Source organism: Phenylobacterium sp. LjRoot219, from assembly GCF_964252995.1.
GTDB lineage: Bacteria > Pseudomonadota > Alphaproteobacteria > Caulobacterales > Caulobacteraceae > Phenylobacterium.
This window is the reverse complement of the sequence record NZ_CAXUQI020000001.1, coordinates 1,643,413-1,661,862: the sequence shown is the minus strand read 5'-3', so window position 1 is coordinate 1,661,862 and position 18,450 is coordinate 1,643,413. Positions and strand designations below refer to the sequence as shown.

The 18,450-nt window shown below is 70.7% G+C and carries 18 protein-coding genes and 1 tRNA gene; 2 read left to right on the top strand and 17 right to left on the bottom strand.

The annotated features are described in order from the left end of the window. Positions 1-57: 57 nt before the first annotated feature. The 5 genes from ACSQ14_RS08215 to ACSQ14_RS08195 form a co-directional block, all read right to left on the bottom strand. Positions 58-789 carry a TlyA family RNA methyltransferase gene (locus ACSQ14_RS08215; protein ID WP_436011532.1) on the bottom strand — a complete coding sequence of 244 codons (732 nt, stop codon included), beginning with the start codon at positions 787-789 and terminating at the stop codon, positions 58-60. A 10-nt stretch (positions 790-799) separates the two neighbouring features. Next, complete coding sequence (locus ACSQ14_RS08210) at positions 800-3,466, bottom strand: valine--tRNA ligase (RefSeq protein WP_436011530.1); 2,667 nt, start codon at positions 3,464-3,466, stop codon at positions 800-802. A 225-nt stretch (positions 3,467-3,691) separates the two neighbouring features. Continuing rightward, the gene (locus tag ACSQ14_RS08205) at positions 3,692-4,201 is read right to left on the bottom strand and encodes a DUF2497 domain-containing protein (RefSeq protein WP_436011528.1); all 510 of its coding nucleotides are present in this window, start codon (positions 4,199-4,201) and stop codon (positions 3,692-3,694) included. Between the two features lie 162 nt (positions 4,202-4,363). Then, on the bottom strand, positions 4,364-5,950 hold the full coding sequence (locus tag ACSQ14_RS08200; protein WP_436011526.1) for a TolC family outer membrane protein: 1,587 nt from the start codon (positions 5,948-5,950) through the stop codon (positions 4,364-4,366). A 73-nt stretch (positions 5,951-6,023) separates the two neighbouring features. Next, complete coding sequence (locus ACSQ14_RS08195) at positions 6,024-6,596, bottom strand: protein-L-isoaspartate O-methyltransferase family protein (protein WP_436011524.1); 573 nt, start codon at positions 6,594-6,596, stop codon at positions 6,024-6,026. A 120-nt stretch (positions 6,597-6,716) separates the two neighbouring features. On the opposite strand from ACSQ14_RS08195, the gene ACSQ14_RS08190 reads away from it, so the two are divergent. After that, positions 6,717-6,790, top strand: a tRNA-Cys gene (locus ACSQ14_RS08190). Positions 6,791-6,831: 41 nt separating this feature from the next. On the opposite strand, the gene ACSQ14_RS08185 is transcribed toward ACSQ14_RS08190, so the two are convergent. The 5 genes from ACSQ14_RS08185 to ACSQ14_RS08165 form a co-directional block, all read right to left on the bottom strand. Beyond that, positions 6,832-7,707: an aldose 1-epimerase family protein gene (locus tag ACSQ14_RS08185; protein WP_436011522.1), complete on the bottom strand. Its 876-nt coding sequence runs from the start codon at positions 7,705-7,707 to the stop codon at positions 6,832-6,834. Positions 7,708-7,798: 91 nt separating this feature from the next. Next, positions 7,799-8,752 (bottom strand): alpha/beta hydrolase, encoded by a 954-nt coding sequence (locus ACSQ14_RS08180; RefSeq protein WP_436011520.1) that lies wholly within the window; start codon positions 8,750-8,752, stop codon positions 7,799-7,801. Positions 8,753-8,845: 93 nt separating this feature from the next. Next, positions 8,846-9,043 carry a hypothetical protein gene (locus ACSQ14_RS08175; protein ID WP_436011518.1) on the bottom strand — a complete coding sequence of 66 codons (198 nt, stop codon included), beginning with the start codon at positions 9,041-9,043 and terminating at the stop codon, positions 8,846-8,848. A gap of 64 nt (positions 9,044-9,107) precedes the next feature. Further along, on the bottom strand, positions 9,108-9,293 hold the full coding sequence (locus ACSQ14_RS08170) for a hypothetical protein (protein ID WP_436011516.1): 186 nt from the start codon (positions 9,291-9,293) through the stop codon (positions 9,108-9,110). 29 nt (positions 9,294-9,322) lie between these two features. Then, a complete protein-coding gene (locus ACSQ14_RS08165) occupies positions 9,323-10,324 on the bottom strand; it encodes a helix-turn-helix transcriptional regulator (RefSeq protein WP_436011514.1) in 1,002 nt (333 codons plus the stop codon). A gap of 73 nt (positions 10,325-10,397) precedes the next feature. Between ACSQ14_RS08165 and ACSQ14_RS08160 the strand changes: the two genes are divergently transcribed. Next, on the top strand, positions 10,398-10,709 hold the full coding sequence (locus ACSQ14_RS08160) for a hypothetical protein (protein ID WP_436011512.1): 312 nt from the start codon (positions 10,398-10,400) through the stop codon (positions 10,707-10,709). Between the two features lie 160 nt (positions 10,710-10,869). Here ACSQ14_RS08160 and ACSQ14_RS08155 read toward each other — a convergent pair whose 3' ends face one another. From ACSQ14_RS08155 to fabF, 7 genes are all read right to left on the bottom strand, one after another. Beyond that, positions 10,870-12,285 carry a Mur ligase family protein gene (locus tag ACSQ14_RS08155; RefSeq protein WP_436011510.1) on the bottom strand — a complete coding sequence of 472 codons (1,416 nt, stop codon included), beginning with the start codon at positions 12,283-12,285 and terminating at the stop codon, positions 10,870-10,872. Positions 12,286-12,453: 168 nt separating this feature from the next. Continuing rightward, complete coding sequence (locus tag ACSQ14_RS08150; protein WP_436011508.1) at positions 12,454-13,848, bottom strand: aromatic ring-hydroxylating oxygenase subunit alpha; 1,395 nt, start codon at positions 13,846-13,848, stop codon at positions 12,454-12,456. Positions 13,849-13,938: 90 nt separating this feature from the next. Then, the gene (locus tag ACSQ14_RS08145) at positions 13,939-14,472 is read right to left on the bottom strand and encodes a MarR family winged helix-turn-helix transcriptional regulator (protein ID WP_436011506.1); all 534 of its coding nucleotides are present in this window, start codon (positions 14,470-14,472) and stop codon (positions 13,939-13,941) included. Between the two features lie 64 nt (positions 14,473-14,536). Next, positions 14,537-15,187: a guanylate kinase gene (gene gmk / locus ACSQ14_RS08140; protein WP_436011504.1), complete on the bottom strand. Its 651-nt coding sequence runs from the start codon at positions 15,185-15,187 to the stop codon at positions 14,537-14,539. 9 nt (positions 15,188-15,196) lie between these two features. Further along, positions 15,197-16,078 (bottom strand): YicC/YloC family endoribonuclease, encoded by an 882-nt coding sequence (locus ACSQ14_RS08135; RefSeq protein WP_436011502.1) that lies wholly within the window; start codon positions 16,076-16,078, stop codon positions 15,197-15,199. After that, a complete protein-coding gene (mltG, locus tag ACSQ14_RS08130) occupies positions 16,078-17,142 on the bottom strand; it encodes an endolytic transglycosylase MltG (RefSeq protein WP_436011500.1) in 1,065 nt (354 codons plus the stop codon). Before mltG ends, ACSQ14_RS08135 begins: the two co-directional genes overlap by 1 nt. Beyond that, positions 17,139-18,422, bottom strand: coding sequence for a beta-ketoacyl-ACP synthase II (fabF, locus tag ACSQ14_RS08125; protein ID WP_436011498.1), 1,284 nt, complete (start codon positions 18,420-18,422; stop codon positions 17,139-17,141). The genes mltG and fabF overlap by 4 nt, the downstream gene beginning before the upstream one ends. Between the last annotated feature and the right edge of the window lie 28 nt (positions 18,423-18,450).

The window sequence follows — 18,450 nt, the reverse complement described above, 5'->3', positions numbered from 1 at the left end:
AACGCCGAGCCACCCCTCACCCTGCCCTCTCCCCTCTCGCTTCGCGGGGGGAGAGGATCAAAGCTTCCGCGCCCAGAGCAGGAATTCGCGGTTGCCGTCGCCGCCCTCGATCGGGCTGTCGGTGCGGGCCTGGACCGTCCAGCCGGAGGCCTCCAGGAAGGCCGCCACGCCCTCCAGCGCCGCCAGGCGAGCCTCCTCGTCCTTGACCAGGCCGCCCTTCCCCACCCGCTCAGGGCCGACCTCGAACTGCGGCTTGACCAGGGCGACCAGGTCCGCCGCCGTAACGGCCAGCGCCAGCGCCGCCGGCAGCGCCTTTTCCAGGCTGATGAAGCTGACGTCGGTGACGACGAGTTGCGGCGGCTCGGGGATCAGCTCCGGGCTCAGCCCCCGGGCATCGGTCCCCTCCAGGCTGACCACCCGCAGGTCGGCCGCCAACTTCGGGTGCAGCTGGCCTCGACCGACATCAACGGCGAAGACCCGCGCCGCGCCGTGCGCCAGGCAGACCTCGGTGAAGCCGCCGGTCGAAGCGCCGACGTCGAGCACGATGCGATCGGCGACCGCCACCGGCCAGAGCGCCAGCGCATGGGCCAGCTTCAGCGCCCCGCGGCCGACGTAAGGGTGCGCCGGCACGGCGTGGATCTCGGCCGCCTCGTCGATCGGCTCGGCGGCCTTGGCCAGCACCCGGCCGTCGACGCTCACCCCGCCGGCCTCGATCGCCGCGCGCGCCTTGGCGCGGCTCTCGAACAGCCCGCGCTCCACCAGCAGGACGTCGGCGCGCTTGCGGGCCACGCCGCCGGTCCTAGCCGGCCTCGCCCAGCCGCTTGAGCGCCGCTTCGAGCTTGGCCTTGGCGGTCTGCGCCTCGGCGAGCCGCTCGCGGTTCTCCTCGACCACCTCTTCCGGTGCGCGGACGACAAAGTCCGCGTTGCCCAGCTTCTTGGCGATCTTGTCGGCGTCGGCGGTCAGGTTGGCGACCTCCTTCGACAGCCGCGCTCGCTCGGCCGCCAGGTCGATGAACTCGGCCACCGGCAACGCCAGCGTCGCGCCGGCCACGACGTACGGAATCGAGCCCGGCGGGGCGTGGTCGACGAAGTTCACTTCGGCGACCCGCAGCAGCTGGGCGATCAGCGGCGCGCTCGCTTCCAGCACCCGGCGCTGGGCGTCGGAAGCCTCGAGCACCAGCAGCGGCGGCCGCGCCGACGGCGGCACGTTCAGCTCCTGGCGCACCGAGCGGCCCTCGGAGATGGCGTCGATGATCAGGCCGATTTCCGCATCCGCCGCCGGGTCGATCAGGCTGTCCGGCAGCTCCGGCCAGCGCGCGGTCATCAGGAAGCCATCGTGCGAACGCGCCGCGCCGAGGTCGGCGGTCTGCGCCCACAGTTCCTCGGTGAGGAAGGGCATCACCGGGTGCAGCATCTTGAGAATGACGTCCAGCGCCCAGGCGGCGGTCGCCTGGGTCTCGGCCTTGGCCGCCGCGTCCGCGCCGTTCAGGACCGGCTTGGCGAGCTCGACGTACCAGTCGCAGTAGACGTTCCAGATGAAGCGGTAGAGGCCGTTGGCGGCCTCGTCGAAGCCGCAGTCGCTGAGCGCCGTGGTCACCGTCTTGGCGGTGCGCACCGTCTCGCCGACGATCCAGCGGTTCAGCGGCGCCTTCACCTCGGCGGGATCAAATCCCTCCGCCCGGGCGCAGCCGTTCATTTGGGTGAAGCGGGTGGCGTTCCACAGCTTGGTGCCGAAGTTGCGGTAGCCCTCGATCCGCGGCTTCGACAGCTTGATGTCGCGGGCCGCGCCGGACATGGCCGTCATGGTGAAGCGCAGCGCGTCGGCGCCGAACTCGTCGACCAGCTCCAGCGGGTCCATCACGTTGCCCTTGGACTTCGACATCTTCGCGCCCGAAGCGTCGCGCACCAGGGCGTTGATGAAGACCCGCTTGAACGGGACCTCGCCCATGAAGTGCAGGCCCTGCATCATCATCCGGGCGACCCAGAAGAAGATGATGTCGAAGCCGGTGATCAGGGTGTGGGTCGGATAGAACCGCGCCAGGTCGGACGTCTGCTCCGGCCAGCCGAGCGTCGAGAACGGCCACAGCGCCGAGGAGAACCAAGTGTCGAGGACGTCCTCGTCCTGGCGCAGCGGCTCGTCGCGGCCGTAGTGCTCGCGCGCCTTGGCCTTGGCTTCCTCTTCGGTCTCTTCGACGAAGACGGCGCCGTCCGGACCGAACCAGGCCGGGATGCGGTGACCCCACCAGAGCTGGCGCGAGATCGTCCAGGGCTGGATGTTCCGCATCCACTCGAAGTAGGTCTTCTCCCAGTGCTTGGGGACGAAGACGGTGTCGTCCTGCTCGACCGCCTTGATCGCGTCGCGCGCCAGGAACTCGGCGTTCACGAACCACTGGTCGGTCAGGTAGGGCTCGACGACGACGCCGGAGCGGTCGCCGTGCGGCACGGTGTTCTTGATCTTCTCGACGCCGCGCAGCAGCTCGAGCGCCTCGAACTCCTCGACCACCTTCTTGCGCGCGACGAAGCGGTCGAGGCCGCGGTAGGCCTCCGGAACCTCGTCGTTCAGCCGGCCGAAGTCGTCCAGGATGTTGATCATCGGCAGGCTGTGACGCTTGCCGACCTGGAAGTCGTTGAAGTCGTGCGCCGGGGTGATCTTCACCGCGCCCGAGCCCTTCTCGGGGTCGGCGTACTCGTCGGCGACGATCGGGATCAGCCGGCCGACGATCGGCAGACGGACGTTCTTGCCGACCAGGTCCTTGTAGCGCTCGTCGTCGGGGTGCACGGCGACGGCGGTGTCGCCCAGCATGGTCTCCGGACGGGTGGTGGCCACGACGATCTCGCCGGAGCCATCCTCCAGCGGATAGGCGAAGTGCCAGAACTGGCCGTCCATATCGCGCTGCTCGACCTCGAGGTCGGAGATCGCGGTCTGGAAGTGCGGGTCCCAGTTCACCAGCCGCTTGTCGCGGTAGATCAGCCCTTCCTTGTGCAGGGTGACGAACACCTTGCGCACGGCGGCCGACAGCCCCTCGTCGAGGGTGAAGCGCTCACGGCTCCAGTCGCACGAGGCGCCCAGCCGGCGCAGCTGGTTGACGATCTGGCCGCCGGATTCGGCCTTCCATTCCCAGACCTTGGCGACGAAGGCCTCGCGGCCCATGTCGCGGCGGCCGACATTGCCTTCCTGGGCGAGCTTGCGCTCGACCACCATCTGGGTGGCGATGCCCGCGTGGTCGGTGCCCGGCAGCCACAGCGCCGCCTTGCCGCGCATCCGCTCGAAACGGATCAGCACGTCCTGCAGCGTGTTGTTCAGCGCGTGGCCGATGTGCAGCGAGCCGGTGACGTTCGGCGGCGGAATGACGATCGAAAACGGCTCGGCGGCCGGATCGTCGATCGGCGCGAACGCGCCCGAAGCTTCCCACGCCGCGTAAAGGCGCGGCTCGGCGGTCTTGGGGTCGAAGGTTTTTTCAAGCATGGCGAGTTGAGCGGTCCTTACCTTCCCGCTCGGTCGCGCGAAAGGCCAGAAGACAATTCCTCTGCCTCTCGCGCAGCGAGAGGGCAGAGGCGCGATGAGGGGGACGCGGAATTTTCGCGCTAAAACGGTGGGGCGAGGATCCTGGCTGCGCCATCGGCGGCGGCGGCGGCCGTCGCCGCGCCGCCCCTCACCCTGCCCTCTCCCCGCTTGCGGGGAGAGGATTAGTTAGCCGCCGCGGGCGATGCGGGTGACTTCGGCGTCGACCGAGCGCTGCACGATGCTCGGCAGGTTCTCGTCCAGCCACTGCTGCAGCAGAGGCTTGAGCAGTTCGCGGACCACGTCTTCCAGCGTCCGGCCGGGCGCCGGCATGGCCATGTTGCCGCTAAGGCGGCCGAAGGCGGCGGCGGCGGCGGCGGCGGCCGGGGCGCTGACCAGCCCGCCGAGCGCCTCGGCCGAGACGCCCGTCTCGGCGGCGGCGGCGCTCGCCGAGTAGATGTCGAGGTCGCCGTGGCTCTCGACCTTGTCGGTCAGTTCCAGCTCGTCAGCGTCGTCGCCATAGTCGGCAGAGCTGACGGCCGAGGCGAACTCGTCGTCGTCGGGGATCGGCAGGTCGTCGGACGCGGCGCTGCGCGCGGGCGCCGGCTCCTCGGCAGGCGGGGCCGCAGCGGCCGGCGAAGCCGCCGGCGCGTCGTCTTCGGAGATGATTCGCCGGATGGAGGCGAGAATCTCCTCCATCGTCGGTTCTTGCGAAGAGTCGGACATTTGAGCTGACCGCCGAGTCGATGAGAGAATCCCTGCGTCCAGCCTAGGCGGACGGCGGCGATCCTGCAATTTCCCTGGCGCCCGCCTAAGGCGAAGTTTTCCCGCCTCGGGCGAAGCGCGACGTTCAGCCCGCCGTCAGCTGGCCGCAGGCGGCGCGGCGGGCGCAGGCGAAGCCGCCGGCGCGGCCGCGGCAGGCGCTGCCGCCGGTCCAGCCGGGGGCGGCAGCAGGCCCGGACTGATCGCCGGCTCCAGCGCCTTGTCCTTCGCCTTGGGGATCGCCGGATAGGCGATCGCGCCGTCGACGACGCCGATCGGCTCCTCCCACGGCACCCAGCCCCAAGTGATCCGCAGCCGGCGGTAGTTCGCCGTCGCGTCATACTGCGGCTGGCTGGGGATCAGGTTGCGGGCCTCCAGCCGGCCCATCGAGGCCAGCACGGTGGCGGCGGCGACATACTCGTCGCGTCGGGCGGTCACCTGGCTGAGCTGCGCGGCGCGCAGCTCCTGCTCGGCGTTCAACACGTCGAGGGTGGTGCGCAGCCCGACCTGCTCTTCCTGGTGGGTGCCTTCGGCCGCGATCTTGGCGGCGCGCACCTGCTCGTCGGTGGAGACGATGTTGGCGCGCGAGGCGATCAGCTGGTTCCAGGCCTGGGTGATGGTCTGCAGCACGTTGCGGCGCTGGGCCTCCACCGTGATCCGATCGGCGTTGTTGCGCTCGATCGACTGGCGGACACGCGAGTTGATCAGCCCGCCGGTGAACAGCGGGATCGAGACGTTGAGCGAGGCCGTCTTCTCGGTGTCGTACATGTCCGAGTGGAACGGATCGATCGGCGCGTTGCCCCAGCGCAGCGTGCTCTGGAGGCTGAGGTTCGGCATCCGCTCGGCCCGCGCCCCGGCGATCCGCGCCCGACTGCCCTGCTCGGCGAACTCCTGGGCGCGCAGCAGCGGGCTGTTCTGCTCGGCGAGGACGAAGGCGTCATCGACATTGCCCGGCATCAGATAGGCCAGCGACGGCTCGGCCTGGAGCGTGCCCGGATTGTGGCCCACCAGGGTGGCGTAGGTCGCGCGGCTGGCCGCCAGCTGGGCCTCGGCGTTCGCCAGCTGCGCCTGGGAGTTGGCCAGGCGGGACTGCGACTGGGCGACGTCGGTGCGGGTGACCTCGCCGACGTCGAACCGCGCCTTGGATTCTTCGAGCTGGGCCTGCAGGACCTTCAGGTTCTCCTGCTGGATCCGCAAATTCTCTTGGTCGCGGCGCACGTCGACGTAGGACGTGATCACCGCCAGCATGACCTGGCCTTCCAGCCGGCGCAGGTTCTCACGCCCCTGCAGCACGTCGGCGTTGGCCGCCGTCACCGAGGAGGCGACGCGGCCGCCGGTCCAGAGCGGCTGGCTGAAGGTGAGCTGCGCCGCGCCGGCGTTGCCGCGGACGATCGCACGGTCCGTGGGCCGATCCAGCCGCGCGCGCTCGCTGGCCGGCGTGCGGATCTCCTGCCAGGCGGCGTTCGCCGAGGCGCTGAGCGTCGGGCGCCAACCGGTGCGCGCCTGGACGTACTCCTCGTCGATCACCCGCTGAGTCGCGCGCTGGGCCTGGAGGGTCGGATTGTTCTCGTAGGCCGCGGCGAGGGCGTCGGCGAGCGTTTCGGCCGCCGCCGGCGCAGCCGCGCCGGCGAGGAGACCAAGACTAAGGCTGGCGGACAGCACCCGCTGGCGAAGGCTCTGCGTCATAAACCCATCCAGATACGGCTGAAACGGACGTCGAGCCTTCTCATAAAGCTAGAGCTAGGCTTTCAGCTCACCCTCATAAGGCGAAACCGGGGCGCTTTTCAAAGCCTGCGAGCACCGGCGGGAAACAGTCGAACAGGTCGCGCCGGCCAATGCCGTCCTCAGCTCGCACGTAGAGCACCGCCTGCCCCACCGTTCCTTCGCGCTCGACCACGCCGAGCCGGCCGCCCAGGGCCAGTCCGCCCAGCCAAGCTTCCGGCGCGCGACCGACGGCGCCCTCGACCACGATCAGGTCGTAGGCTTCCGGCTTCACCTGGGTGAGATCCGCGCCGTCGAGCCGCTCGACGTCGCTCACGCCCATGGTCTCGATCACCGCCGCGGCGTAGGGCGCGTTGATCGCCAGGCAGCGCTCGCCAGGCATCGGCTTGAGCGCCTGCAGCAGCTTGGAGACGTCACGCGGCTTCAGCAGCCAGCGGCCCGGCGCCTGCTCCACCTCGATGTCGGCATAGGCCAGATAGGCCTTGCCCTCGGGCATGAAATTCTCGCGCAGAATCGTCCGCATGGCGTCCTGGATGCGCACGTCGGTGACGTCCTGGGTGCGCACCTGACTTTCCACCATGTTCAGGCGGGCGGCGGAGAGGTCAGCCATCGGATCCTCGGGGGTAAAGTGACGCCGGCTTATAGGGCTGCGCTGCGGGCTTAGGCAATCAGCCGCGAAGATGCGATTGCCCCGCGCCGACGCTTCTGTTAGCCATCCGGCCCTCCAGGCGGCCTGATGGCGGAGTGGTGACGCAGCGGACTGCAAATCCGCGCACTCGGGTTCGATTCCCGATCAGGCCTCCAAACTTTCCCACATTGACGAACCGCGCCTCCGGCGGAACGGCTCAGCCCAGGCTGACCGTCATCGCGAATGCGCGCGCGTCGCCCGGCGGCAGGATCGCCAGATCGCTGCGGCTGAGGATCTCGCCGGCCGCCGTCGTCTCGGCCGGCAGGCTGTGCCACGGCTCGACGCAGACGTAGCCGGCCCCCGGCTTGGTCCAGACGCCCAGGTGGTCCGCGCCCTCCCAGGCGATGGTCAGGGCCGGACCGCCCTCCCCGCCGTACTGGAGCTTTCGACTGCGCGGAGCCTCGAAGATCAGCGCGTCGGCGACGAACAGCTCGTCGCGCAGCGCCAGTCGCCGACCGTCGATCGGCGACGCCAGGCGTTCGGCGCCCAGCAGCCCGGCCGAATCAAGCGCCCGCAGCGGCCCGCTTTCCGGGTCTGCGAAATCGATTCGGTGCGCCGCGCGGGCGCCGGCGTCGGGCAGCGGCCAGCGAAACGCCGGATGGAAGCCGAAGGTCGCCGGCATCGGCTCCGGCCCGGCGTTGGCGACCGTGACGGACATGCGCAGCTCCGGCCCGGCGAGCGCAAACTCCGCCGTCAGCACGAAATCGAACGGATAGGCCGCCCGCGTGTCCGCGTCGGCCGTGAGCTGGAAGGTGGCTAGGTCCGGCTCCTGCCGGACCAATTCGAACGCGCGGCGCCGGGCGAAGCCGTGCTTGGGCAGTTCGTAGACCTGCCCCTGGTGGCTGAAGCGATCGTCCGGCAGCCGGCCGATGATCGGGAACAGCAGCGGCGCGCGGCCGGTCCACCAGGCCGAATCGCCATCCCACAGCAGGTCGCGGCCCTGGCGGTCGCGCAGCCGCCAGAGCTCGGCCCCGAACGGGTTCACCTCCGCGGTCAGGTCCGGCGAAGCGATGGTGACGATCTCGGCGCTCATGCGCCGTACCGATCACGCGCCAGGGACCGGCGCAAGGCAGCGCTTGGCCAATCCGGGCTGCGAACCTGCCGCCGCCCGCTCAGCGGGCCCGTCAGGCCTGCGCCAGGCGCTCCTGGATCATCGCTCGCGCGATCTGCAGCGCGGCGTCGAAGTCCGCCTGGCCGGACGGGATCGCCCGGCGGAAGCCGGCGAAGCCGTGGATGGTCCCTTCGGCCTCGCGGTAGGTGGTCGGCACGCCCGCGGCGATGGTCTTGCCGGCGTAGGCGCGGCCCTCGTCGCGCAGCGGGTCGAGGCTGGCGGTCAGCACCAGGGTCGGCGGCATGCCGGTCTGGTCGGCGAGCAGCGGCGAGGCGCGCCAGTGGTTGTTATCAACCCGCATCGCCTCGCCGTAGAAGGCCATGTCGGCGGCGTCGAGGCCGTAGCCGTCGCTGAACGCCTCATAGGACGGATAGGTCTTGCTGGAGTCGGTGCGCGGATAGATCGCGAACTGCAGGATCACCGGGACCGCCGCCGGCCGGTCGCGCAGCGCCAGCGCCGTGACGATGGTCAGGTTGGCGCCGGCGCTGTCGCCGCACAGCACCAGGCTGGTGATCGACAGGCCGAAAGCCTCGCCGTTCTCGGCGATCCAGCGGGCCGCCGCCTCGGCGTCGTCCGGGGCCGCCGGCCACGGATTTTCCGGCGCCAGGCGGTACTCGACCGAGATCACCGGCAGATCGAGCTGACGGGCGATCTCGGCGCACATCGAGACATGAGTGTCGATGCAGCCGATGACGAAGCCGCCGCCGTGGCAGAACACCACCGCCGGGCCGGGCTCGCGCTCGGCGCGGGCGTCGAACAGGCGCAGCGCGATCTCGCCGGCCGGGCCCGGCATGCTGAGGTCGCGCACCACCGCCAGCTCGCCGACCGGCGGCTCCAGCATCGCCATCCCCGCGGCCGCCATCGGCCGCATCGCCGGCAGGGTCTCGGGCGTCATCTTCGGCCGCGGATTGGCCTTCAGCATGTCGAGGAAGGCGCGGGCGTCGGGGCGCACGAAGAGCTCGGTCATGGGCGGAAGGGTCCTCTGGAATCGACGGCGCGAATTTGGTTGCGCAAGAAACCACCGCCTCTTCGCCACCACAAGTCGCAAGACGAACGCGGCTCACTGCGCTCCGGGCAGGCCAAGGAAGCGGAACGGCGGGGCTTCCCTGTCGGGTTTCCAGTCCATCGACCACGCCGAGATCAGGTCGTTGTCGGCGCCGCGGTAGACGAACCGCGTGCAGGCCGCGGTCGGGTTGGCGTTCCAGGCGAACAACCCCGCCAGCGCGGCGGCGCCCAGAGAGACGAGGCTCGTCGACATGTGGCCCTCCGGACCGCAGGCGGCGCAGCAGGCTGACCCTTCCGTCCGCTCCGGCCACGAAGGGTCACCGGCTCAGGCCGGCGCCGCAATCGGGGCGATCCCTGAGGATCTGCAGGGCGAGCCGCGGGCGGATCAGGAACAGCCCGGCCCAGAGGGCGTAAGCGGCGAGCTTGCGCACCCGCCGGTCGAGGCGGCGGCGCGGGCGGATCTCGGTCTCGAACAGCTGGGCGTAGTCGGCGCAGGCGGTCATGGGGATCTCCTCGTTCACGAGGAGAAGGCTTAGGTCTCCGCTGCGACAGAATCGGACGCATGCGCGCGGCGAGCGGTCTCCAGCTCGTCCAGCAGGGTCCGGCGCAGGAGGTCGGGCGCCACCACCCGCACCTTGTCGCCCCAGGTGAACAGGTGCCAGGCGAGCTCGCGCATGCCGCTGGCGCGGAAGCGCACGATCACCGAGCCGTCGCTCATCGCCTCGACCTTCTGGTTGGCGTGGAAGCGCCAGCGCAGCGCGTCCTCCGCCCCCTCCGGCGTGACCGCCAGCACCACGTCCTGCACCGCGTCGTGATAGATGCCGAAGCTCTCGTCGGCGTAATCCTGCAGCGAGAAGCCCGCAGGCACCGCCGCCGGCGCGGCCAGCACCTCGACGTCGTGCACGCGGTCGAGCCGCCAGTTGCGCGGGCCGGACTCCGCGTCTTCCTGGGCGACCAGATAGTTGGCGCGGCCGAACAACAGGCCGAACGGCGCGACCTCGCGCACCCGCCCGGGCGTCGAGCCGCCCTCGTAGCGGAAGCGCAGCCGCGACATCGACTTCAGCCCCTCGCGCACCGCCGACAGCACCGTCTCGTCCTCGAACGGCCTGGGGCCTGCGTTGACCGCGATGGTCTCGGCCTGCAGCAGCGCCTCCAGGTCCGGCGCGAGCCGTCGGCGCGCGGCGGCGCGCGTGGCGGCCAGCACCTTCTGCTCCAGGCTCCTGAGCGCCCCGGCCCGCGCCTGGGCGCCCTGCGCCGCCAGCATCTCGGCGGCGGCCTTCACCGCCGCCAGCTCCTCGGCGGTCGGGGCCTGGAACAGGCCGTCGAGGCCCGCAGGGATGCGGAAGCGGCGGGTTGGCGGGTCGTCCACCTCCTCGAGCTGCGGGAACACCTCGCGCACCGCGTCGCGCATCCGCTCGACCGTGCGCCGGCCGACACCGAGCCGCTCGGCCATCTCATCCAGGGTCAGCCCCTCGGCGGTGCTGGCGAGCAGCCGCGCAAGCTCCAGCAGGCGGCCAGCTTTTTCGTGGCGCATCAGGCATACGTCCGTTTTTGTCGCATCCAGGGATCAGAACCCAAGCAGCCCCGCTCTGCAACGGAGATCCCCGATGCGCCGCCGTTTTTCCGCCTCCCGCTCGTTCGCCCCGAAGACCGCCCGGGTCGTCCGCGCCGCGATGGCGCCCGCGCCCCTGCCCGGCTGCGTCGTCGACGCGGTGCTGCGCTATCACGACGAGGTGCAGGACCAGGGCTGCGGCCGCTCGCTGCTGCGGCTCAGCGCGCGCCGCCTGCGCGACGCCGAGGTCGAAGCCGCGCTCGGCGAACTGGCCTCCCGCGCCGCCGGCGTCTCGATCCTGTGGAACGAGCGCGAAGGCGAGATCATCCGCGTGCTGGAAGCCGCCGCGCCGCGGCTGGCGGCGTAACTCGGCGCCATAGGCGCTCCCCCTCAGGGGGAGCTGTCGCGAAGCGACTGAGGGGGTTTCCGCTCAGAAGCTTGGGTCTCGCCACACTGAAACGTCTGAGTGGAATCCCCTCCGGCCCCTCCGGGCCACCTCCCCCTGAGGGGGAGGATCTGGTGACCGTTTAAGCCGCAGCTTCCTGCCGGCCGTAGAGGTCATCGAACACCCGCGGCAGCAGGTCCGGCAGGCCCAGCAGCGGGCCCGACGACAGCAGCAGCACGACCTCGTCGCCGCGCAGGCCGCTGAGCCGGCCGATGGTCTGGTCGGCGGAGCGCACGGCGGCGACCGGGATGCCGGTCGCGGCGGCGCGCTCGAGGATCTCGGCGTAGCTCGACTGGTTGTGGCTGTCGGCCCCGTGGCTCGGCGGCGGCACGATCAGCACCTTGGCCGCGCCAGCGAACACGGTGTCGTACCAGGACAGCGCGTCGCGGCTGCGCCAGGAGAAGGTGTGCGGCTCGAACACCACCACCAGCGGCCGGTCGGGATAGTGCAGCAGCATCGCCTCGATGGCGGAGCGGGCCTTCTCGTAGGACGAGCCGAAGCCCTCGATCACCGGGATCTGGCTGTCGAGCGTCAGCCGGTCCAGCCGCCGGCGGATGCCGCCGAAGCTCGCCACCGCGGCGGCCAGCGCGCGCTCAGTGACGAGGCCGCGCTCCAGCAGGTAGGCGGCGACGCCGACGATGTTCTCGATGTTGTGCTCGCCCAGCAGGCCGGTCGCCAGCGCCAGCTTGCCGCCGTCCGGCGCCACCAGAGTGAAGCGGGTGGTCTCGCCATAGACGATGTTCTCGGCGCGCCAGCCGTCGAGCGCCTCGGTGTCGTACCAGACCACCTTGGCCCGGGTCTCCGCGGCGATCGCCCGGATCGCCGGATGGTCCTTGGCGACGAGCAGCCCGTCGGCGGGCGTCAACCGCAGCAGTTCGCGGAACGGCGCCTCGTAGTCTGCGAAGGTCGGGAAGACGTTGACGTGGTCGTGCACCAGCGAGGTCAGCAGCACGTCGCGCGGATGGTAGAGCACGAACTTCGAGCGATGATCGGCCGGGCCGACGATGTACTCGTCGCCCTCCAGCACCACCTCGGGGGCCTGGCCCCAGTGGCCGGTCGCCGGCAGCGACGGCGAGATGGCGCCGATCATCCAGCCGGCGTCGTGGCCGGCCGCGCGCAGGATGTGCGCCATCAGCGCCGAGCAGGTCGACTTGCCGAACGAGCCGGCGACGACGGTATTGCGGCGGCCTTCGGTGGTCTCGCCGACCAGTTCCGGGAAGGTGGTGATGCGCACGCCGCGCCGGCGCGCCTCGGCGACCTCCGGATTGGCCTCGCCGCCCAGCTTGGCGCTGGCCCCCAGCACCAGCAGGTCGAGCCCGTCCGGCAGGTTGGCGGCGTCGAACCGGCGATGGAACGGAAAGCCCAGGCCTTCGACGTAGGTCGACATCGGCGGGAACACGTCCTCGTCCGAGCCCGACACCTCGTGGCCCGCGTCGCGCATCATCAGGGCCGCTGCGCTCATGCCTGCGCCGGCGATCCCGGTGAAATGGATGCGCATCCGGCGATCCTCCCTGACCTGACAAAACCCTGACTAGCGGAACCGCGGCCGGCGTGCAGCGCGACACGCCGCCGCCGGCCTCCGCGCGCGAGGCGGCATCAGACCATGAACATGGTTTCCAGCGGGTTGCCGACGGCGACGCGGAGCACGTCCGCGCCGCCGTCAGGCTCACAGGCCCAGGTTGTGGATCGGGCCGTCGAAATTGCCGCCGAGCAGGTGGGTCGCCTTGGCCAGCTTGGCGGGCGCAGCGCCCTTCAGATAGCCGTCGATGATCTGATGGTAGTTGCCGATCAGCCCTTCGATCTCCTTCGACAGGCGCATGAACTCGAAGCCGTCGGCGTGCAGGCCAAGCTGCTGATCAGGGATGTTCGAGTAGTCCTGACGCGGGATCGGCGGGAACTCGTCGCTGTCGTACGGCAGCACCACCGGGTCCATCACCGGCGGCGGCTCCTGGCCCTCCGGGAACTGGGTCAGCGACCAGATCTCGAACAGGCAGCTTTCCGGGCCGAGCGGACGGATTCGGTAGGCCGAGAAGCTGGAGAGGAACGGCAGCAGGAAGTAGTGCGGGAAGAGGAACTCCACGGCATTGACCGGATCGCTGACCGCCAAGGCGAGGAGATCGGGCGTGGACTCACCTCGGGCGCGGCCGTCCTGGACGACCTGATGGGCGACCATGCCGTACCAGGCCTTCATCGCCTCCATCGGATCCTCCGGCAGGTCGACGTCCAGCAGCTTGCGGGCGGTCTCGACGTCCTTGGCATGGCACATCCCGGCCATGCCTTCGCTGAGCAGTTCCATGCCTCGGAACTGCGCCTGGATGTTCTCGCGGATGGTGGCGCGCGGATCGAGCGTGCGCCCCAAGCCGCCGGTGTCCTGGCCGTACCTCGAATTGGTCAGAGCGGGGTTCGCGTGATGCAGCTGCGGATGGGTGCGCATCACATGGTAGCCCTCCATGAAGGCCTCCATCGCAACCTTCCAGTTGGCCGGCAGCACCGTGGCGTAGCACCACTCCGCACGCGTCTGGTCGAGGCCGTACTTCTCCAGCCGCTCGGCCAGGGGCCCGATGCTCTCGCGGAACGACGGCGCGTCGTCGTCGTGGTTGATGAAGGCGCAGCCGCCCCACAGCTCCACTCGGCACGGGGCCAGCGCCAGGTCGGCCTGGTCCAGCTGGTGCTCGCTGAACATGTGCTTGCCGTAGACGAAGGTGTTCTTGCCCTCGATGTTCCAGCGCCAGCCGTGGAACGGACAGGTGAAGCCCTGGGTCTCACAGCTGCCGTGGCCCTTGGCCAGTTGCACGCCGCGGTGGCGACAGGCGTTGTGGAAGGCCTTCACCCCGTCCTTGGTGCGGACGACGATCACCGACTTGCCGAGGTTCGAGTATTCGATCCAGTCGCCGACTTCGGGGACCTGCTCCAGCCGGCAGGCCATCTGCCAGACGTGCGGCCACAGCCGCTCGCACTCCAGCCGGTAGAATGCCTCGTCGTAGTAGCGCGGTGCGGGGATGCGTTCCGGGTCGACCACCGGGAACGGCGTCGGGCTGACGAGAGAGTTCCCCTCGGCCATCTGTATCCTCCCTCAACATGTTCTCGTTGATGAGAGGCTAGTCCCCGGCCTCAGCCGCGCAAAGACCAAGTTGTTTTAGGGGCTTAACAACTAGCGGGGCGCGGCGACGAAGTCGCGATCCATCAGGTCGTGCAGATCGCCGAGGATGCGTGCGACCGCCGCGCGATCCTCGGCGGCGAGCCGGCGGTGCCAGCGCGCGACCTGCCCGTCGCGGCTGATGTCGGCGATCGCCGCGTCGACCGTCGCCACGCCGTCGGCCGACACCGTGAGGCCGAAGGCGCGCCGGTCGGAGGGGTCCGGTTCTCGATGAAGCAGGCCCGCCCGTTCGAGCCTTGCGACACGCGTGGTCAGCACCGCATTGGAGACGCGCAACATGTGGGCGAGGTCGGTCGCCCGGAGCGATTGCGGATGCCTGACGCGCAATCCGCCGAGCAGCATCAGGTCGGCCATGGAAAGCCCATGCCGCCGGGCGATCCGGTCGAGATCGGTGGCGACGAGATGACCGAGGCTGAGGAGATGCCACATGGTCGCCGAGTGGCTGACGTCCACGTCGGGCGCGATCTCGGCGTAGGTGGCGCGGCCGGATTCGGCCTCCTCGGCAGGACGTAGCTTCTTCATGGCCATCAGGGCTCTGCGGGCGCGCTGGGGTCGCTCGGCCCAAGCATACGCCCAAGGCCCGCCCCCGCGACTAGGCCTTCTCCGCCAGCAGCCCCTCGACGAAGGGCTCCGCCCAGCTCTGCCGGTCCCGCTTGAGGCGCTCGGCGTGGTAGATGTGGGCGAGGTCGGCGTAGGCGTGGTCGTAGTCGAGGTTGACGATCACGTAGTCGTAGGCGCGCCACTGGGCGATCTCGCCATAGGCGCGCTCCAGCCGGCCCTCGATGACCTTCTGGCTGTCCTGGGCGCGGGCGTGCAGCCGCCGGGCCAGCTCCTGCATCGACGGCGGCAGGATGAACACCCGCACCGCGTCGGCCGGCAGCTTGCCCGCCACCTGCTCGGCGCCCTGCCAGTCGATGTCGAACAGCACGTCCTTGCCCTCGTCGAGCGCAGCCGCGACCGACGCGCGCGGCGTGCCGTAGCGATTGCCGTGGACATGCGCCCACTCGAGGAACTCGTCGCGCTCGACCATGCCGTCGAACTCGTCCGGGGTGACGAAGAAGTACTCGCGCCCGTGCTCTTCGCCCGGCCGCGGCTTGCGGGTCGTCGCCGAGACCGACAGCGCCAGGTCGGCGTGGTCGGCCACCAGCCGCCGCGACAGCGAGGTCTTGCCCGCGCCCGAGGGCGAGGAGACGATCAGCAGGAGGCCCCGGCGCTTGCGCGGATGTTCCAGGTGAACGCTCATGCCGCCGTCCTACTCCACATTCTGAACCTGCTCACGGAACTGCTCGATCACGGCTTTGAGGTCGAGGCCCACCGCGGTCAAGCCGGACAGCGCCGACTTCGAGCACAAGGTGTTGGCCTCACGCATGAACTCCTGGGTCAGGAAGTCCAGCCGGCGCCCCACCGCCGCGTCCGCCGCCAGCAGGCTGCGGGCGGCGTCGATGTGCCCGCCCAGCCGGTCGAGTTCCTCGCGCACGTCGGCCTTCACGGCCAGCGCCGCGGCCTCCTGGACGACGCGGTCCTCGCTGACCGCCTCGCCGGCGAGTTCGGCCATCCGCCGCTGGAAGCGCTCCTTGATCGCCGTCGGCTGGCCGGCGGCGAGGTCCTGCGCCTGGCCGACCAGTTGCTCGATCCGGTCGACCAGCCCGCCCAGCACGCCGCCCAGGGCGACGCCCTCTTCGCGCCGCGCCGTCAGCAGGCCGTCGAGCGCCAGGACGATCGAGGCGACGATGGCGGCCTCCAGCGCCGCCTGGGCCTCCGGGTCCTCGACCGCGTCGGCGGCCTCGATCACGCCGCGCAGCGACAGCAGGCCGTCGAGCCGCGGGGCCGTGGCCATGCCGGTCGCCACATAGGGCGCGCCGGCGGCCAGATAGCGCTCCAGCTGCTCGACGTTGACCTTGACCGCGGCGGCGGTCTCGGCGCGCTTGGCCTGGACGCCGATGGTCACCTGGCCGCGCTGGAAGCGCGACTGCGACCCCTCGCGCGCGGCGCGCTCGAGCCCTTCCAGCCCCGGCGGGCCGCGGAAGCGGATTTCGAGGTTGCGGCCGTTCACCGAGCGGGCTTCGACGGCCCAGCTCCACGGGCCCGCAGCGCCTTCCGCCCGGCCGAAGCCGGTCATGCCTGAGATCGCCATCAGCCTCCCCTTCCCTGCGCGCCGGCGACGGCGGCGGCGCCCGCCTCCGCCGCCAGACGCTGGCGCTCGATCTCGCGCCAGCGGGCGACGTTCTTCAAGTGCTCGTCATAGGTCCTGGCGAAGGCGTGGCCCCCGCCGCCGTCGGCGACGAAGAACAGGTCCTCGGTCTTCGGCGGATTGAGCACCGCCTCGATCGCCGCGCGGCCCGGATTGGCGATCGGCGTCGGCGGCAGGCCGGCGATCCGATAGGTGTTGTAGGGCGTCTCGGCGGCCAGCTCCGCGCGGGTGATGCCGCGGCCCAGCGCCCGGCCCTTGGAGATGCCGTAGATGGTGGTCGGATCGCTCTCCAGCCGCATGCCGGCCCGCAGCCGGTTGACGTAGACCGCGGCGATCCGCGGCCGCTCGGCCGCGACGGCGGTTTCCTTTTCGACGATCGAGGCCAGCGTCAGCGCCTCGGCCTGGGTGGCGAACGGCAGGCCGGGCTGGCGCGCCGGCCACAGCTTGGCCATCAGTTCGTCCTGAGCCTCGGCCATGCGCGCGAGCACCGCGACCCGGCTTTCGCCGCGGCGGACCTCATAGGTCTCCGGCAGCAGCGAGCCTTCCGGCGGCGCGACCGCCAGGCCAGTCAGCACCGGCGAGCGGCCCACCGCTTCGGCGGCCATCTCGCTGGTCCAGCCTTCCGGCACGGTGACCAGGTGGCGCACCACCCGGCCGGCGCGCAGGTCGGCGAGCACCTTGCGCATCGAGGCGCCGGAGGCGAACTCGTACTCGCCGGCCTTCAGGGTGCTTCCGCCCAGCTTGGCGGCGAACATGAACACCGGCTTCGAGCGGATCACGCCGGCCTCGGCCAGCTGATCGGCGATGCCGGCGACGCCGGAGCCCTTCTTCAGCTCGACGGCGGTGACCGCCGCCGGCGCCTCAGGGCCCGGCCCGGCGTAGGTCCAGATCGCCCAGCCGGCGGCGAGCACCGCCAGCAGGAGAATCAGCAGGCCCAGACCCGGTCGGCGCGCGCGCTTCGGCGGCTTGGCCGGCGCCCGTCGACCGGAGCGGCGCTTGGCCGTCACGCGACTTTCTTGAAGACCACGGAGGCGTTGGTGCCGCCGAAGCCGAAGGAGTTGGACAGGGCCACCTCGATCTTCATCGGCTTGGCCTCATGCGGGACGAGGTCGATCTCGGTCTCGACGGAGGGGTTGTCGAGGTTGATCGTCGGCGGGGCGATCTGGTCGCGGATCGCCAGGCAGGTGAAGGCCGCCTCGATGGCGCCAGCGGCGCCCAGCAGGTGGCCGGTGGCCCCCTTGGTCGAGCTCATCACCATGTTGGCGGCGGCGTTGCCGAGCAGCCGCTCGACCGCGCGCAGCTCGATCTCGTCGCCGAGCGGCGTCGAGGTGCCGTGGGCGTTGATGTAGTCGATATCCGACGCCTGGATGCCGGCGTCCTTGATCGCCGCGCGCATCGCGCGGTAGCCGCCGTCGCCGTCCTCGGCCGGAGCGGTGATGTGGTAGGCGTCGCCGGCCATGCCGTAGCCCACGACCTCGGCGTAGATCTTCGCGCCGCGGGCCTTGGCGTGCTCGTACTCCTCGAGCACCAGGACGCCCGCGCCCTCGCCCATGACGAAGCCGTCGCGGTCCTTGTCGTAGGGCCGGCTGGCCTTCTGCGGCTCGTCGTTGAACGCGGTGGAGAGCGCGCGACAGGCGATGAAGCCGGCGATGCCGACCGGCACCACCGCCGATTCCGCCCCGCCGGCGACCATCACGTCGGCGTCGCCGTACTTGATGATGCGGGCGGCGTCGCCGATCGCGTGCGCGCCGGTGGCGCAGGCGGTGACCACCGAGTGGTTCGGCCCCTTGAAGCTGTGGCGGATCGAGACCTGGCCGCTGGCCAGGTTGATCAGCGCCGACGGGATGAAGAACGGCGACACCCGGCGGGGGCCCTTCTCCTTCAGTTCGATAGCGGTGTCGGCGATGGGGCCAAGCCCGCCGATGCCGGAGCCGATCATCACGCCGGTGCGCTCGCGACCCTCGTCGTCTTCGGGGGCCCAGCCGGAATCACGCACCGCCTCGTCGGCCGCGGCGATCGCATAGAGGATGAAATCGTCGACCCGCCGGCGGTCTTTCGCCGACATGGTCTGGTCGGGATCGAACGAGCCCGCCACGTCCGGACCGCCGCCGCCGCGACCGTCGACCCGCGGCACTTCGCAGGCGACTCGGCAGGCGTAGTCCGTGGTGTCGAATGCGGTGATGTTCCCCGCGCCGGACTTCCCGGCGAGGATCTGCTTCCAGCTGTGCTCGGTCCCCTGCCCCAGTGGGGTGACCAGACCGATCCCAGTGACGACGACACGACGCATGCGCACACCTCAAACGAAAGCCGCCGCG

Excerpts from the sequence above, each read along its gene's own strand:
- ACSQ14_RS08180 (WP_436011520.1), bottom strand. The coding sequence starts at position 8,752 with ATGACCGAGCTCTTCGTGCGCCCCGACGCCCGCGCCTTCCTCGACATG.
- ACSQ14_RS08205 (WP_436011528.1), bottom strand. The coding sequence starts at position 4,201 with ATGGAGGAGATTCTCGCCTCCATCCGGCGAATCATCTCCGAAGACGAC.
- ACSQ14_RS08135 (WP_436011502.1), bottom strand. The coding sequence starts at position 16,078 with ATGGCGATCTCAGGCATGACCGGCTTCGGCCGGGCGGAAGGCGCTGCG.
- gmk (WP_436011504.1), bottom strand. The coding sequence starts at position 15,187 with ATGAGCGTTCACCTGGAACATCCGCGCAAGCGCCGGGGCCTCCTGCTG.
- ACSQ14_RS08185 (WP_436011522.1), bottom strand. The coding sequence starts at position 7,707 with ATGAGCGCCGAGATCGTCACCATCGCTTCGCCGGACCTGACCGCGGAG.
- ACSQ14_RS08200 (WP_436011526.1), bottom strand. The coding sequence starts at position 5,950 with ATGACGCAGAGCCTTCGCCAGCGGGTGCTGTCCGCCAGCCTTAGTCTT.
- ACSQ14_RS08170 (WP_436011516.1), bottom strand. The coding sequence starts at position 9,293 with ATGACCGCCTGCGCCGACTACGCCCAGCTGTTCGAGACCGAGATCCGC.
- ACSQ14_RS08175 (WP_436011518.1), bottom strand. The coding sequence starts at position 9,043 with ATGTCGACGAGCCTCGTCTCTCTGGGCGCCGCCGCGCTGGCGGGGTTG.
- ACSQ14_RS08210 (WP_436011530.1), bottom strand. The coding sequence starts at position 3,466 with ATGCTTGAAAAAACCTTCGACCCCAAGACCGCCGAGCCGCGCCTTTAC.
- ACSQ14_RS08150 (WP_436011508.1), bottom strand. The coding sequence starts at position 13,848 with ATGGCCGAGGGGAACTCTCTCGTCAGCCCGACGCCGTTCCCGGTGGTC.
- ACSQ14_RS08165 (WP_436011514.1), bottom strand. The coding sequence starts at position 10,324 with ATGCGCCACGAAAAAGCTGGCCGCCTGCTGGAGCTTGCGCGGCTGCTC.
- ACSQ14_RS08155 (WP_436011510.1), bottom strand. The coding sequence starts at position 12,285 with ATGCGCATCCATTTCACCGGGATCGCCGGCGCAGGCATGAGCGCAGCG.
- ACSQ14_RS08145 (WP_436011506.1), bottom strand. The coding sequence starts at position 14,472 with ATGGCCATGAAGAAGCTACGTCCTGCCGAGGAGGCCGAATCCGGCCGC.
- ACSQ14_RS08195 (WP_436011524.1), bottom strand. The coding sequence starts at position 6,596 with ATGGCTGACCTCTCCGCCGCCCGCCTGAACATGGTGGAAAGTCAGGTG.
- fabF (WP_436011498.1), bottom strand. The coding sequence starts at position 18,422 with ATGCGTCGTGTCGTCGTCACTGGGATCGGTCTGGTCACCCCACTGGGG.
- ACSQ14_RS08160 (WP_436011512.1), top strand. The coding sequence starts at position 10,398 with ATGCGCCGCCGTTTTTCCGCCTCCCGCTCGTTCGCCCCGAAGACCGCC.